Origin of the sequence: Alistipes onderdonkii, assembly GCF_025145285.1 — a bacterium.
GTDB classification, from domain to species: Bacteria; Bacteroidota; Bacteroidia; order Bacteroidales; family Rikenellaceae; genus Alistipes; species Alistipes onderdonkii.
Window position 1 is genome coordinate 2256205 of the sequence record NZ_CP102251.1, and the last position, 14038, is coordinate 2270242.

Genomic DNA, 14038 nt, shown 5'->3' on the forward strand with positions numbered 1-14038 from the left:
GTCATTTTTTATTTAGCAATAAGTGGCAGCGTGTGCCGGATATCTGCCGAAGAGGTGCCCAGCAGTATCTCGAAATCGCCGGGGTTTACACGCCATGCGTGCGTCTGGTCGCACCAGTAAGCCAGATCCCTGTAAGCGATCTCGAACTCCACGACCTGCGACGCTCCGGGCGTCAGCTCCGTTTTGCGGAAGCCCTTGAGCTCCTTCACGGGACGTATCACCGCTGGGTTCTTCTCCGAAACGTAGAGCTGGACGACTTCGGCGCCGGGCAGCGTGCCCGTGTTGGTGAGCCTTACCGAGATTTTGACTTTCTCGCCGTCGGCGATGGCTTTGGCCGAAAGGCGGGGCTTCGACAGCTCGAAGGTGGTGTAGGAGAGCCCATGCCCGAAGGGGAAGAGCGGCTCGATGCCCTTGGTGTCGTACCAGCGGTAGCCTACCAGCACTCCCTCGGTGTAGGGAATGTCGTAAAGCTGGATGAGCCGTTCGTTGCGGCATTCGTTGTAGAACTGTCCGTCGGGCGGAATGCTTCCTTTGGCCGGAGAGTCGGCGAACTCCTTTTCGATGGTTATCGGCAGTTTGCCCGACGGGTTCAGCTCGCCGGCGAGCACTTTCGCGATGGCGCGGAATCCGTTCTGTCCCGGATACCAGCCGTAGAGGATGGCTGCGGCTTTGTCGGCCCAGCCGGTCATGCGGATGCCCGAACCGGAATTGACCAGCACGACGGTGCGGGGATTGGCCCCGACGGCCTGCTGCACCAGCTTCTCCGCGGAATAGGGGAGCGCGAACGGACGTTCGATGCTCTCGGCGTCGAGCGTCCCCACGCTTACGAGTACGACGTCCGCGGCGGCGAACTGCTCTTTCGAGGGTTTTTCGGCGAAGGTCACCCGGGCGCCGAACTGCTCTTCGAGCGCTTGGCGCAGGGTGACATTGTTGTAACCCTTGACTGCCGCCGAACCTGCCCCGCGCGGGATTTCGTCGAGAAATTGGCCTGCCGCGAGTATCTTCGTTCCGGGTTTGAGCGGCAGGAGCCCGTCGTTCCGGAGCAGTACGATGCCCTCGGAGCTCGTTCTGTAAGCGGCGGCTTCGTGTTCGGGAAGTTTCGCCAGCAGTTCGGGTTTGTACTTTTCGTCGCCCTTGCGGTCGTACAGCCCGAACCGGATGCAGGTGGCGATCAGCGGACGGATCATCGCGTCGATGTCGGCTTCGGTGATTTTGCCCTGCGACAGCAGCTCCTGTGCCGTGATATCCTCTTTCCAGCTGCCAGGCATCTCGACGTTCTGACCCGAAAGAATCAGCTTCTGCATGTCGTAGACCGAATTCCAGTCGGTCATGACCAGTCCTTCGAATCCGAGTTCGCCGCGCAGCAGGTCGGTAATGACCTCTTTGCTCTGACCCGCCCACTCGCCGTTGATGCGGTTGTACGAGGTCATTACGCAGGCGACGCCTGCGGCGATGCCGGCTTCGAAGCCGGGCAGGTAGATCTCACGCATCGTGCGTTCGTCGAGAATCGAGTTCGAACGGCGGCGGTAGAATTCCGTGTTGTTGGCCAGGAAGTGTTTCAGGCAGGCGGCCGTGCCGGTACTCTGCATCCCCTGCACGTAGTTCTCGGTGATGCGCGACGTGAGAAACGGATCCTCGCCGAAATACTCGAAATTGCGGCCGCACTGCGAATTGCGGTAGATGTTCAGTCCGGGGCCGAGCAGTACCTCGACGCCGCCCGCACGGCACTCCTCGCCGATGGATCGGGCGTAATCGTAGGCCAGCGCCGGATTGAACGTGGCGGCCAGCATGATCGGGCATGGGAAGGCGGTGGACTTTTCGAGCTGCCGAACCATCGTGGGGTCGGGCAGGTTGTGGCGCATGTTCACGCCCTGCGAAGCGTCCGAAAGGTAGATGTAGGGGATGCCGAGGCGTTCGATGCCGTTGAAGAAGAAGCGGCTGTAACCCCGCGTCATCGAGATTTTTTCGTCGAGCGTCATCTTCGATAGCAGGCTGTCGGCCTGCCGGGCGGCTTCGACCACGCTCATGCGCGGCTGGGCGAAACCGGAAACGGCAAAAAAGAGCAGTAAGGTCGATAATGCGATCTTTTTCATAACAGGTTATTTTTTGATGTCCACCAATACGGGCAGGTGATCCGACACTTTATTGACATTGATCTCGTCGTACGACGGGACGGCCGTTCCCAGCACTTCGCAGGCGGCCTTGTTGCCTTTGTAAAGCACGATGTAGTCGATACGCTTGGGGGTGGCGGTGTTCATGAAGGTATTGGACGAGGTGCTGATGATCTCCCATTTCTCCTTCAGCTTGACCATCATCTCCGACGACATGTTGCTTTCGTTGAAGTCGCCCGCAAGGAAGATGGGCTTGGTGTACGATGCGTAGTTGGCGGCGATGTAGGCGTTGATGATCTCCACCGACTGCGCCCGGTTGGTCGTTTCGAGGTGGCAGAGGTGGGTGGCGATAAAGATGTAATCGTCGAACTCGGCGAGGAAGAACTTGCGCGCCTCGGTGCCGGGCAGGTCGCCCGATACGGTGCGCAGCGGTTCCCGCTTGCTGAGGATGCCGATGCCGTAGTCGCCGCCGCGGTAGTCGATCGTCTTGCAGTAGTAGGGTTTCATGCCCGTGCGGTCGGCCAGCTCCTGGAGCTGGTCGTGCGGGTGCCATGTGGTGAATTTGTCCAGCTCCTGCAGGGCGATCACGTCGGGGTCTATCAGCGAAATGACCTTGGCTGTGTTGTTGTAGTTGGCGCGATCCACGTTGGTCTGGGTCTCCCAGCCTTCGCAGCGGTGGGTGTTGTAGGTCGCCAGCCGGATCGAATTGGGCAGGCGTCCGTAACCGTCCTTGTAGGGGTTCTCGGCCGCTCCGGCCGAGTGCCCGAAATCGAAATCGGAGTTGTCGCCGTCGAGCTCGTTGCACGCGGCGAAGGTCGTTGTCGTGCAGAATGCCAGCAGCAGGTATGCTAAGTTTTTGAATTTCATGGTCAGCGTTTTTTTGTTAGAATTTGAGTCCGTCGTCCCAGCCGGGGTTCTGGCTGATGGCGCCCTGCGTCAGTACACGGTCGTCAGTCGGGATGGGATAGAGGTAATCCCGCTCTTCGTTCCAGGTGCGCACGAGGTTGGGATCGTCGTGTATCCGGATGTAGCCGTGGTCGCCCTCGCTCAGTTTGACGTCCACGCCGAGTTCATAGACCACGGGGATTTTGGTGTCGGGTTTGGTGCCCGACCAGATACAGACGTCGTCCGTGCCGTCGCTGTTGAGGTCGTACGAGCCGACGCCCGGGAAGTAGAGCCCTTCGAAGGGCTTTTCGAAACGCTTGCCCTCTTTCCAGCGCATGATGTCCCAGTAGCGGAAGTTCTCCATGAGCAGTTCGACGGTGCGTTCGCGGCGGATTTCGAGGATGACGCCCTTGTTCGCTCCCGTGACGTTGGCATACCCCGTCTCGGCCGATGCCAGGTAGGGGTCGGGATTGGCGTTGGCCCACTCCAGCGAGAGGTTGGCCACGCCGGCGCGTTCGCGCAGCGGCTTGATCGTCTTGTCGAGGTCTTCCTGCGTCAGCGTGCCCAGCTCGGCTTTGGCTTCGGCGTAGTTGAGGTAGACTTCGGCCGTACGGAAAAGCGGCATGTCGCTGGTCGAAGCCTGGTAAGCGTCGTATTTGGCCGGTAGCAGGAACTTCACCAGCTGGTAGCCGGTCATGGTCGCGGCCAGGTTGGGCGCCGACTCCTTGTCGTCGTCGATGCGTTTGTAGCCCGGCGTGCGGACGGTCTGTGCGAAGCGGCCGTCGCGGTTTTTGCTCTCGTCGGGGAGTTGCATCGTTTCCCAGCCGGGCTGCGAGGTGAAGGGCGTGCCGTCCTTCATCAGGTACATGTTGGCGACGTTCTTCAACAGGCCGGGGCGTCCCATCGTCGTGCCGGTCAGGTAGCCATTGACATCGTGTTTGAGCCCGATGGCTGTGTTGAAGGCCCGTGCGAGGATGATCTCGGAGCTGATGGCGTTTATCGAGGAGAAGAGGTTCAGGTAGGGCGTGCTGCCCGACTTGTAGATGGTGTAGCCGCTTTTCTCGATGAAGGTTCCGGCGGCCGATACGCACTCGGCCAGGTAATAGTCGGCGTCGTCGAGCCCGTGGTACTTGCGGAAGGTGCCTTCGAACAGGCAGACGCGGCTTTTCAGCGCCAGTGCCGTCCATTCGCTCACACGGTAGGTTTCCTTGGTCGGGGAGAGGTGCTCGATGGCGAAGTCGAGGTCTTCGATGACCTTCGACATCACCAGGTCGCGCGAGTCGCGGCCCTTGTAGAGCTCCTCTTCGTTCGAAGCCAGCGGACGATCCACCCAGGGTACGTCGCCGTAGTATTTGACCTTTTCGAAATAGAAATAGGCTCGGAAGAAACGGGCGAGGCCCTCGTATTGCAGGCGCACGTCGCGATCCTTGCAGTTGGATGAGTATTCGAGGAAGAAGTTGATGTCGCGCAGCTTCTCCCACTTCCAGGTCGAGGCGGTCGCGGGAACGGTGCGGTTACCGAGCACTTCGCTGGTCAGCACGTTCTTGGCGATGACGTCGGCCGACTCGCCGTAGACGGTCGTCGGGAAAATGGTGTAGAAATCGTTGGTGTAGAGCTGGCACTCCTGCTCGTTGCGGAAGAATTTATCGGGCGTGAGCTTATCCTTGGGGTAGCGGTCGAGTTGGTCTTCGCATCCGTACAGACCCAGCGCGGCGATTCCGACCAGCGTATATTTTATCAGTTTTTTCATAACGGCAGTTATTTAGAAGGTGAGGTTTAAACCGATCGAGTAGGTCTTGCACCACGGATAGACGTTGGCCTTCTTGTCCGAGTCGGCGGCGGCCTGTTCGGGGTCGAGGAATTTGCTTTTGAGCGCCGTCCAGGTGGCGAGGTTCTCGCCGCTGAAATAGATGCGCAGCTCCTTGATGCCGATCTTCGAGGTCAGGTGCGTGGGAATGGTGTAGCCGACAGTCAGGTTCTTCAGGCGGCAGTAGGCCAGGTTCTGGATATAACGGTCGTTGGTGTAGTAGACCACGCCCGACGTGGAGTTGAGCGAGCTGTAGGCACGGGCGCGCGGGAAGTAGGCGTTGGGGTTCTCTTCGCTCCAGACCTTGCTCATGAAGTCGCGCGGGATGAATGTCGCGTAGGGACGGCTGTAGGGGCCCCAGAAGCGAAGGTTGTCGGCGCCGGGGTACCAGTCCTGGCGGCCAATGCCCTGCACGAATACCGATACGTCGAATCCGTACCACGAGAAATTGACCGTGGCGCCATACTGGTAGCGGGGCTGCGAGTTGCCGATGATGCGGCGGTCGCCCGTGTCGTCGAGCGTGCCCTTGCCGCCGTTGATGATGTTGTTGCCGTCCAGGTCGAGGTAGATCACGTCGCCGGCGCGCACGCCTTTGCCGTATTCGCCCGTCGAGGAGTAGTATCCTGGAGCGACCGTCCTGTAGTCGATGCGCGAAGCGTATTCGGCGGCTTCCTCATCGGTGCGGAACAGTCCGCCGACCTTATAGCCCCAGATCTCGCCGAGCCGCTTGCCGACGTAGGGATCGCCGATCAGTCCCGTGGGGTTGTCGCACTTGGTGTATTTGGCCGTGTAGTCGGACAGCGAAGCCGAGATGCCGTAGCTGAACTGTTTGCCCGCCAGCTTGAACGAGTCGCGCCAGCCGAGCACCAGTTCGTAGCCCTTCGTGCGCAGGTCGTTGGCATTGACCTGGGGTTCTTTGGCCCCGTAGATCGAGGGCAGCGATTTGCCTTGGCTCAGGATGCCTTTCGTGTCGCGGATATAGAAGTCGGCCGAGAGCGAAAGCCGGTTGCGGAGCATATTGAGGTCGATACCGATGTTTTTTGAAACGACTTTCTCCCAGGTCTGGTTGCCCGATACGGGGTCGCTGACCGTGGCGTGCTGTCCCAGTGCCGAGCCGTTGAACGAGTAGTCGTTCATCGTGCCCTTGGTCGAAATGGTCTGGATGAAGTCATAGTATCCGATCTGCTGGTTGCCGAGCGAACCGTACGAAAAACGGAGCTTCAGGTTGTCGATGGTGCTGCGCAGCGGTTCGAAGAAAGACTCCTCGCTGATGCGGTAGGCCGCCGAGAACGAAGGGAAGAAGCCGAAACGCTTGCCGCGCGGGAAACGCGAAGTGCCGTCGTAGCGCCCGTTCATCTCGAACAGGTATTTGCCCTTGTAATCGTAGGCCGCGCGGTAGAACCACCCCATGATAGCGTATTCGTTGCGGCCGCCCGTGAGGTCGATGGTCGTGCCCGTGGCGAGGTTGAAGTCCGAGAGGTCTTCCGAAAGCAGCCCGTTGCGGCCCGTTTTCAGGTCGCGGAAGTACTTGGCTTCGTAGTTGTAGCCGGCGATGAGCGTCAGGTTGTGCTTATCGCTGAAGGTCTTGTTGTAGGTGCCGTAGACGTCGGCCACGTAGTAGTTCTGATCGTAGACCGTTTCCTTGTATGCGTTGGGGAAGTTGCCTTCGGGTTCGGTTTCGACCACGCCGGGATATTTCGAATATTCGACGTTCACGCTGCGGTAATCGTAATGCAGATAGCCCTGCGTATAGCTGAAGTCTGCCTTGACGTTGAAGTTCTTGTGGAGCTTGAATTCAGCTTCGAACGTGGTGGTGAACTCCTGGATCTTCTTGTTGCCGCCGCTCTTGCCTTTCTGCATCATGGCGTTGTAGCCGTCCATGACGTAGTGGGTCGAGGAGTTGGTGCCCGAGGTGTGCGACACGGCCGTGCCGTCGGGGTTCACCGGGACGAACGATGCCAGCGCATGGAGCGTCGGTTTGCGGAAGTTGTTGTATTCGTCCTCATAGCCGTAGTATTTGTAATTGGACTGGAAGAACTTGGTGTTGCTCGAGATGGTCAGCCACGGCCGGAGCTCGGCGGACAGCTTCGCGCGGAAGTTGTACGACTTGTACATGTCGGGCAGCAGTTTGTTGATACCCTTCTGCTGGTAGTAACGGCCGCTGACCATGTACGAAAGCGCCTTGCTGCCACCCTTGATGTTGATGTTGTGATCCCAGGTCGGGCGGGTGTCGTCGTAGAGGTAGTTGTACCAGTCGAAGTTGGCCAGGTAGACGTACTGCTGCTGGCCGTTGCGGCGGTCGGTGATGACCCAGGGCCGCGCCGGATTCTCCTTTTTGTCGTTGCGGCGCTCCCATAACGCCTGGTAATCGGACTCCGTGTACGAGGTGTAGGGCGTGTTCTGCGCCGAGAGCATGAACAGGTCGGCGATCTTGGCCGAGTAGTAGCCGCGGGTTTCGTAATCAGTCGAGGTTGTCGGGCTGGACACCGAGAAGTAACCGTTGTAGGAAACCTCGGCCTTCTCGTTGAACTTGCCGCTCTTGGTGGTGATGAGGATGACGCCGAATGCGCCGCGGGCGCCGTAGATGGCTGCCGAAGCGGCGTCCTTGAGAACCGTGATCGACTCGATGTCGTTCGAGTTGATGCGTTCGGGATAGGTTTCCACGCCGTCGATCAGGATCAGCGGGCTGCCGCCGTTGGGCGACGTGTTGCCGCGGATGTTGTACGAAGCTCCCGCGCCGGGTTGTCCCGACGAGAGGGTGACGTTGAGGTTGGGAATGGCACCCTGCAGGGCCCTGCCCACGCTCGAAACGGGACGATCCTGGAGTTCTTTCTGCGAGATGCTGGCCACGGCGCCCGTCAGGTTGGCCTTCTTCTGCACGCCGTAACCCACAACCACCACTTCGTCGATGCTCTGCTCGGAAGAGGTCAGCACCACGTCGAAGAAGGTGCGATTGCCGATCTTGGCCTGATAGGACGTGTAACCGATGAACGAAACGCTGAGCGTGGCGTCGGTCGAGAGGATTTCGGCCGGGAATGCGAATTTGCCGTCGAAACTGGTGGTGATGCCCTTGGTTTGCCCGCCGTCGCTGAGTAGTACTGTGGCTCCGACGACGGGAGCGCCCTTGTCATCCTTCACTGCGCCTTTCAGGGAAACGGGTTTCCCCCCCCCCGGCTACTGCGGGCGCCTTCATCAGTATGATACGCCTGTTTTCGATCTTGCAGGTGCAGTCGGGTAGCATCTCCCGGACGATTTCGGTCACGGGACGTTTCACGGCCGATACGGACACGGTTTTTTCCATGTCGAAATCGCCGTTGTTGTAGAAGAACGTGTATTCGGTCATGCGCTCTATCTCGCGCAGGACTTGTTGGACGGTCGCATTGGTCCTGGCGATGCTGACGGTGGGCGAACTTTGCGCCCGGCTACCTGCGGGCCATAGCAGCAGCCATGCCAGACAGACGACACCGAGGATTCTGGTTTTGCTAAAATTACGCATAGATTTTAAGTTTAGGTTAGGTTTGCGGAGTTTTGTGCCCAGGGCACAAGGCCGGGAAGTTCCGACCGGACGAAAGTTCGGGTAGTCGATGTTACATAGGCTGAGGTTTGGTATTACTTGTGATTTCTACTTTCTCTGGGAATAATCGTCACATGGCGGTTCTCGCGCGCATAGTTGATGTCCACGACCAACGACATGGCTTTGAGTATCTCGTCGATGCTCTCGTTGCGAATTACTGCGAACGACATCCTGACCTGGCGCGCCCACTCTTCCGGACAGTCGATCTCGACGGCGTACCAGCACTGGAGATTGGCGATGATGTCGCTGAGCGGGGCGTTGTCGAACGACAGCTCACCGTTCATCCACTGCGAATAGTTCAGCGCCGTGACCTGCGACAGCGAGATGCGACCGTCTTTTTTCGAATAGGCCAGCCGTTCGCCCGGCTTGAGGATCACCGGCCGCGGCAGCCGGCCCCCGAAGGCGCGGACGCTTCCGCTGCAGAGGATTACTTCCGTGGTGCTGAACTCGGCGTAGTTGATGAAATCGAATTCCGTGCCGAGAACCTCGATATTCATGTCGTCGGCTTTGAGGATGAACGGGCGTTTTTCGTCGCGGCGGACTTTGAAGAATGCTTCGCCGGTGAGCTCGACCACGCGCTTGCGGCCCGAAAGATCACCGTAATAGCGCAGCACGCTGCCGGCGTTGAGCCAGATGCGGGTGCCGTCGGGTAATACGTACTCGCCTTTGTCGTGGGCCGAGGTGACGATGTTGGTCTGTACCCTGCTGCGCAGGTAGCCCTGTGCGGCGAAGTAATTGACGCCCACGGCCAGCAGTACGACCGCCGCTGCCGCCGCGACCTTTCGCCAGAGGCTCCGGCGGCGGAAGCTCTCTTCGCGCCGGATGGCTTCGTGCAGGCGGGCCAGCTTCCGGTCGCGGCCGGGCCGCTCGGCGGCCTCGAGCCTTTCCCAGTAGGTTTCGAGCGTTTGTTCCTTCTCGGTGCGTGCTTCCGGGTCGCGCAGCCAGTCGCCGAACGCCTGCTGCACTTCCTGCGGCATCTCATTCCCGAGGAATGTTTCGATGATCTCTTTTATATGGTTTTTGCGCATAATGATTCGCCCGTTTACCAATAAGACGGTTCATATCGGGACTACGCACGTCGCAAGTGGAATTATTTTTCAGAAAAAGAAAAGAATCAGCTTCACAAGCTTCCGCAGCTCGGCCAGGGCGCGGGAAATCTGGTTCTCGACCGTGCGGCGGCTGATGGAGAGCTGTTCGGCGATCTGGTCGTTCGAAAGCCCCTCTTCGCGGCTCATGCGGAAGATCCGGCGCCGTTGTTCGGGCATTTTTTCGACAACCATGCGGATCAGCAGCAGCAGGTCGCGGCTGTCGATGGCGCTGTCGGGAAGCTCGTATTCGGGCAGCAGGCTGGCCCTGCGGGCGTAATTCTCGCGCACCGAACGGTTGTCGAAGCGGTCGTAGACGGCGTTGCGAGCCATGCGGAAGAGGTAGGGGCCAAATGCGTCCACGGCGCCGATCGAAGTGCGGTTGCGCCATATTTTGAGGAAAATATCCTGCGTGATGTCCTCTGCTTCGGAGTGATCCTTGAGCATACGATACAAGAATTCTTCCGTCTTCGCAGCATATTTCAGGTAAAGCGCATCGAAAGCGGAACGGTCGTCTCGAGCCAGTGCCTCGAGGTATCGTCTTTCTTCATCCATTATGATCCGTCGGGGTATTGTCAGGTAAAAGTAGTGAATTTTTATAACCTGCAAGAAATTTCCGGGAAAAATTAATCCGCTTGCGGTGTCCTGTGACGGATACCTATATTGATGCCGGTCAACCCGGCTTCGCGGTGCCCGGCTGCGGGCGGGCGATTTGAGGAAAAATCAGATTTGCAAACACGATAATAAGACCATGAATAACGGTGACTCGATACAAAAATAGGTTCCGAAATCTCTGGTACATCAAAATATGTAATTACTTTCTGGAATCCTGCTGCGAGAAATGCCTGCACAATGATCGTTCGGCCCGTTGATCCCAATGATCCGGCTCAGTATGGCATTGCGTGAAGATTTCGACCGCATGTCCGCTGGTGGTTACACGGGCATAGATAGGCGCTTTGCCTTTCTTGTCGATTTTGGTCTTCCTGCGTAAGAACACCACGCTGAAAGTTCGCCGAGCCGAGGGCCGAGCCGGACTTGTTCGAGCTATGCCGAGGCGAGAATGAATTTCAACTTTGTTGAAAGTCTTTCTTTCCATACTGCTGTAAATGGTTGGTGAGTAATATGTTTACAGCATAGAAATGTTGCGAGGCAAAAAGCTGACAGTTAATGCAATAACTTACATTAGTGACCTGTTTTCGGTTCGAGCAAAACAGGTTGCCGATAAGGTCGTAAAAACCTGCTTTTCGTTGCTTTTATCGGCTTCGGCCTAAAAATGAAAAAACCTTACATATCATTGATACATAAGGTTTTTTACTCTGTTTTGCCTCTTATTTCAAAGGCTTCAAGGGTGGAAGATGGGGCTCGAACCCACGACCTTCGGAACCACAATCCGACGCTCTAACCGACTGAGCTACATCCACCGTGTGACCGTCGAACGGTCGTATCGGGATGCAAATGTAATACACTTTTTTTGTCCGTGCAAAAAAAACGGTGAAAAATCTTCGGGAAAATGCCCCGGGTGACAAAATGGCAGGCCGGACTGTACCTTTGTCACATGGCGTCTGCCAAAAAACGGTTGGCACATCTATTGATGGAACTATGGGTGCTAACGCGCAACAAACTGTTCAATAATAAACTAAAAACTGAAAAGCTATGAATGTAAAACCATTATCGGATCGTGTACTCGTCCTCCCGAACCCTGCGGAGGAGAAAACGGCCGGCGGGCTGATCATCCCCGACACGGCGAAGGAGAAACCGCTGGCAGGTAAAGTAGTTGCTGTGGGCCCCGGTACTTCGGAGGTCAAGATGGAAGTCAAGGTCGGTGATCAGGTACTTTACGGCAAGTATGCCGGGCAGGAGATTCAGGTCGACGGCGTGGATTACCTGATCATGAAGCAGAACGATATTTTGGCGATTATCTGACGACAACAGGTTGTTCTGACCTCGAAATTTTTACATTCCCTCTGAAAATCCCCTTGAAAAGGGTGGCTTCGGGGATAAGCTTATGAACGAATATAAAATATAAAGTTATGGCAAAAGATATCAAATATAATGTTGAGGCGCGCGAACTGCTCAAGGAGGGTGTCGATGCGCTGTCGAACGCAGTGAAGGTGACGCTGGGCCCCAAAGGCCGCAACGTGATCATCGACAAGAAATTCGGTGCGCCGCAGATCACCAAGGACGGTGTGACGGTGGCCAAGGAGGTGGAGCTCGAAGACGCTTTCGCCAACATGGGCGCCCAGATGGTACGCGAGGTCGCCTCGAAGACCAACGACGATGCCGGCGACGGTACGACGACTGCCACGGTGCTCGCACAGTCGATCATCGGCGTAGGCCTGAAGAACGTGACGGCCGGTGCCAACCCGATGGATCTGAAGCGCGGCATCGACAAGGCCGTGGCCAAGGTGGTCGAGTCCCTGCGCAAGCAGAGCCAGGAGGTGGGTTCGGATTTCGATAAGATCGAGCAGGTGGCCACCATCTCGGCCAACAACGACGAGACGATCGGTAAGCTGATCGCCGAGGCGATGGCGAAGGTCAACAACGAAGGTGTGATCACCGTCGAGGAGGCCAAGGGCACCGAGACCCATGTGGAGGTCGTAGAGGGTATGCAGTTCGACCGCGGTTATATCTCGGCTTACTTCATGACCGATCCCGAGAAGATGGAGGCACAGCTCGAGAAGCCCTACATCCTGATTACCGACAAGAAGATTTCGACGATGAAGGAGCTGATGGGCGTGCTCGAGCCGGTGGCGCAGAGCGGCCGTTCGCTGCTGATCATCGCCGAGGACGTGGACGGCGAGGCGCTGTCGGCGCTCGTTGTCAACAAGCTGCGCGGTACGCTGAAGATCGCCGCCTGCAAGGCTCCGGGCTTCGGTGACCGCCGCAAGGAGATGCTCGAGGATATCGCCATCCTGACGGGTGCTACGGTGATCTCGACCGACAAGGGTATGAAGATGGAGGATACCGACCTTTCGATGCTCGGTACGGCGGACAAGGTGACGCTCAACAAGGAGAACACTACGATCGTCGACGGTGCCGGCAAGAAGGAGGAGATCGCAGCCCGTGTTGCTCAGATCCGCTCCTCGATCGACAAGGCTACGTCGGATTACGACAAGGAGAAGCTTCAGGAGCGTCTGGCCAAATTGGCCGGCGGTGTGGCCGTACTCTATGTGGGTGCCGCTACCGAAGTCGAGATGAAGGAGAAGAAAGACCGCGTGGACGACGCACTGGCTGCGACCCGTGCCGCTGTCGAAGAGGGTATCGTCCCGGGCGGCGGTGTGGCTTACATCCGCGCTACGGCGGCTCTCGAAGGGATGAAGGGTGCCAACGAAGACCAGACGACCGGTATCCAGATCGTGAAACGTGCGATCGAGGAGCCGCTGCGCCAGATCGTCGAGAACGCCGGCGGCGAAGGTTCGGTCGTTGTCAACAAGGTGAAGGAGGGCAAGGATGCCTTCGGTTACAACGCCCGCGACGACAAGTACGAAGACCTGCTGAAGGCCGGTATCATCGACCCGACGAAGGTGTCGCGCGTTGCGCTGGAGAATGCCGCTTCGATCGCTTCGATGTTCCTGACCACCGAATGCGTGCTGGCGGAGAAGAAATCCGATGCTCCCGCCATGCCTGCGATGCCCGCAGGCGGTATGGGCGGCATGATGTAGTCACCGATTCATAATAGGAAATCGGAGCCTCTTACGGAGGCTCCGATTTTTGTTTTGCCGCGAAGCGATCGAGGCGGCATTCTCCGGCGCTGCGGGCGGTTGGCCGGGAGGGGTTCCGCGCGGGGCGGCGGGTACTTCGTTGGCCGCAGGGCTATTTTTTGTCCGCGCATTTGCAGCCCAGCATCTTCCATACGCCGGCCGAGAGGGCTGCCCCGATGAAGGGCGCGACGATGAAGAGCCATAGCTGGCAGAGCGCCGTGCCCCCTGCGAAGAGCGCAGGGCCGAAACTGCGGGCGGGGTTCACCGAGGTGCCCGTGATGGGGATGCAGACGATGTGCACCAACACCAGCGTGAGGCCTATGGCCAGTCCGGCCAGGTTTCCTGCGCCCTTTTCGCTGTCCGTGGAGCCGAGCACGACCAACACGAAGATGAACGTGAAGACCACTTCGGCGACAAGGGCCTGTGCCATTTCGCCCTGGCCGAAGGCGTTTGCCCCCGTGGCTGTGGTTGCGCCGTAGCCGCCCGTCGAGGTGAGCAGGTAGAGGATGGCCGAGCCGATCAGCGCCCCGGCGAATTGACCGAGCATGTAGCCGGCTGCGTCTTTGCCGCTCATGCGCTTCGAGAGCCATACGCCGAGTGTGATGGCAGGGTTGATGTGGCAGCCCGAGATGCCGCCGATGCAGTAGGCCATTGCCACGACCGACAGGCCGAATGCGAAAGCTACGGCCAGTATCTCGGCCGGTGCGTCGCAGCCCAGGAATACGGCGCTTCCGCAGCCCATCAGTACGAGAACCATTGTCCCCAGCATTTCTGCAAAATATTTCTTCATAGTCGTTAGAATTTAGCGGGCCGGAGCCCTGTTTGCAAGGCAAATATACGAAAAATAGCAAAAAAAGGCCGGCAGGTAGACATTT

General features: G+C 58.1%; 11 protein-coding genes and 1 tRNA gene. 2 read left to right on the forward strand and 10 right to left on the reverse strand.

All coding sequences use genetic code 11. The features are described from left to right. Positions 1–8: 8 nt before the first annotated feature. The 9 genes from NQ559_RS09145 to NQ559_RS09185 form a co-directional block, all read right to left on the reverse strand. Positions 9–2093: a beta-glucosidase gene (locus NQ559_RS09145; protein WP_018694631.1), complete on the reverse strand. Its 2085-nt coding sequence runs from the start codon at positions 2091–2093 to the stop codon at positions 9–11. A gap of 6 nt (positions 2094–2099) precedes the next feature. Continuing rightward, on the reverse strand, positions 2100–2978 hold the full coding sequence (locus NQ559_RS09150) for an endonuclease/exonuclease/phosphatase family protein (RefSeq protein WP_018694632.1): 879 nt from the start codon (positions 2976–2978) through the stop codon (positions 2100–2102). 16 nt (positions 2979–2994) lie between these two features. Further along, entirely contained in the window at positions 2995–4746 is a 1752-nt protein-coding gene (locus NQ559_RS09155; protein WP_018694633.1) for a RagB/SusD family nutrient uptake outer membrane protein, read from the reverse strand. 12 nt (positions 4747–4758) lie between these two features. Beyond that, positions 4759–7941: a SusC/RagA family TonB-linked outer membrane protein gene (locus NQ559_RS09160; protein ID WP_018694634.1), complete on the reverse strand. Its 3183-nt coding sequence runs from the start codon at positions 7939–7941 to the stop codon at positions 4759–4761. Further along, positions 7931–8299 (reverse strand): hypothetical protein, encoded by a 369-nt coding sequence (locus tag NQ559_RS09165; RefSeq protein ID WP_018694635.1) that lies wholly within the window; start codon positions 8297–8299, stop codon positions 7931–7933. The genes NQ559_RS09160 and NQ559_RS09165 overlap by 11 nt, the downstream gene beginning before the upstream one ends. Before the next feature lie 113 nt (positions 8300–8412). Further along, a complete protein-coding gene (locus NQ559_RS09170) occupies positions 8413–9405 on the reverse strand; it encodes a FecR family protein (protein ID WP_018694636.1) in 993 nt (330 codons plus the stop codon). A gap of 69 nt (positions 9406–9474) precedes the next feature. Next, positions 9475–10017, reverse strand: a complete 543-nt coding sequence (locus NQ559_RS09175; RefSeq protein WP_018694637.1) for an RNA polymerase sigma-70 factor — start codon at positions 10015–10017, stop codon at positions 9475–9477. Positions 10018–10276: 259 nt separating this feature from the next. Continuing rightward, positions 10277–10558: an Arm DNA-binding domain-containing protein gene (locus tag NQ559_RS09180; RefSeq protein ID WP_083923801.1), complete on the reverse strand. Its 282-nt coding sequence runs from the start codon at positions 10556–10558 to the stop codon at positions 10277–10279. A 250-nt stretch (positions 10559–10808) separates the two neighbouring features. Next, a tRNA-His gene (locus tag NQ559_RS09185) sits at positions 10809–10884 on the reverse strand. 231 nt (positions 10885–11115) lie between these two features. Between NQ559_RS09185 and NQ559_RS09190 the strand changes: the two genes are divergently transcribed. Together NQ559_RS09190 and groL are read left to right on the forward strand one after the other, a co-directional pair. After that, entirely contained in the window at positions 11116–11385 is a 270-nt protein-coding gene (locus tag NQ559_RS09190) for a co-chaperone GroES (RefSeq protein WP_010264892.1), read from the forward strand. A 107-nt stretch (positions 11386–11492) separates the two neighbouring features. After that, complete coding sequence (gene groL / locus NQ559_RS09195) at positions 11493–13124, forward strand: chaperonin GroEL (protein WP_018694639.1); 1632 nt, start codon at positions 11493–11495, stop codon at positions 13122–13124. 151 nt (positions 13125–13275) lie between these two features. On the opposite strand, the gene NQ559_RS09200 is transcribed toward groL, so the two are convergent. Beyond that, on the reverse strand, positions 13276–13953 hold the full coding sequence (locus NQ559_RS09200) for an MIP family channel protein (protein ID WP_018694640.1): 678 nt from the start codon (positions 13951–13953) through the stop codon (positions 13276–13278). Between the last annotated feature and the right edge of the window lie 85 nt (positions 13954–14038).

What these genes read in the sequence shown, in the direction of transcription:
- NQ559_RS09145 (WP_018694631.1), bottom strand. Translation starts at nt 2,093, where the DNA reads ATGAAAAAGATCGCATTATCGACCTTACTGCTCTTTTTTGCCGTTTCC.
- NQ559_RS09150 (WP_018694632.1), bottom strand. Translation starts at nt 2,978, where the DNA reads ATGAAATTCAAAAACTTAGCATACCTGCTGCTGGCATTCTGCACGACA.
- NQ559_RS09155 (WP_018694633.1), bottom strand. Translation starts at nt 4,746, where the DNA reads ATGAAAAAACTGATAAAATATACGCTGGTCGGAATCGCCGCGCTGGGT.
- NQ559_RS09165 (WP_018694635.1), bottom strand. Translation starts at nt 8,299, where the DNA reads ATGCGTAATTTTAGCAAAACCAGAATCCTCGGTGTCGTCTGTCTGGCA.
- NQ559_RS09170 (WP_018694636.1), bottom strand. Translation starts at nt 9,405, where the DNA reads ATGCGCAAAAACCATATAAAAGAGATCATCGAAACATTCCTCGGGAAT.
- NQ559_RS09175 (WP_018694637.1), bottom strand. Translation starts at nt 10,017, where the DNA reads ATGGATGAAGAAAGACGATACCTCGAGGCACTGGCTCGAGACGACCGT.
- NQ559_RS09180 (WP_083923801.1), bottom strand. Translation starts at nt 10,558, where the DNA reads ATGGAAAGAAAGACTTTCAACAAAGTTGAAATTCATTCTCGCCTCGGC.
- NQ559_RS09190 (WP_010264892.1), top strand. Translation starts at nt 11,116, where the DNA reads ATGAATGTAAAACCATTATCGGATCGTGTACTCGTCCTCCCGAACCCT.
- groL (WP_018694639.1), top strand. Translation starts at nt 11,493, where the DNA reads ATGGCAAAAGATATCAAATATAATGTTGAGGCGCGCGAACTGCTCAAG.
- NQ559_RS09200 (WP_018694640.1), bottom strand. Translation starts at nt 13,953, where the DNA reads ATGAAGAAATATTTTGCAGAAATGCTGGGGACAATGGTTCTCGTACTG.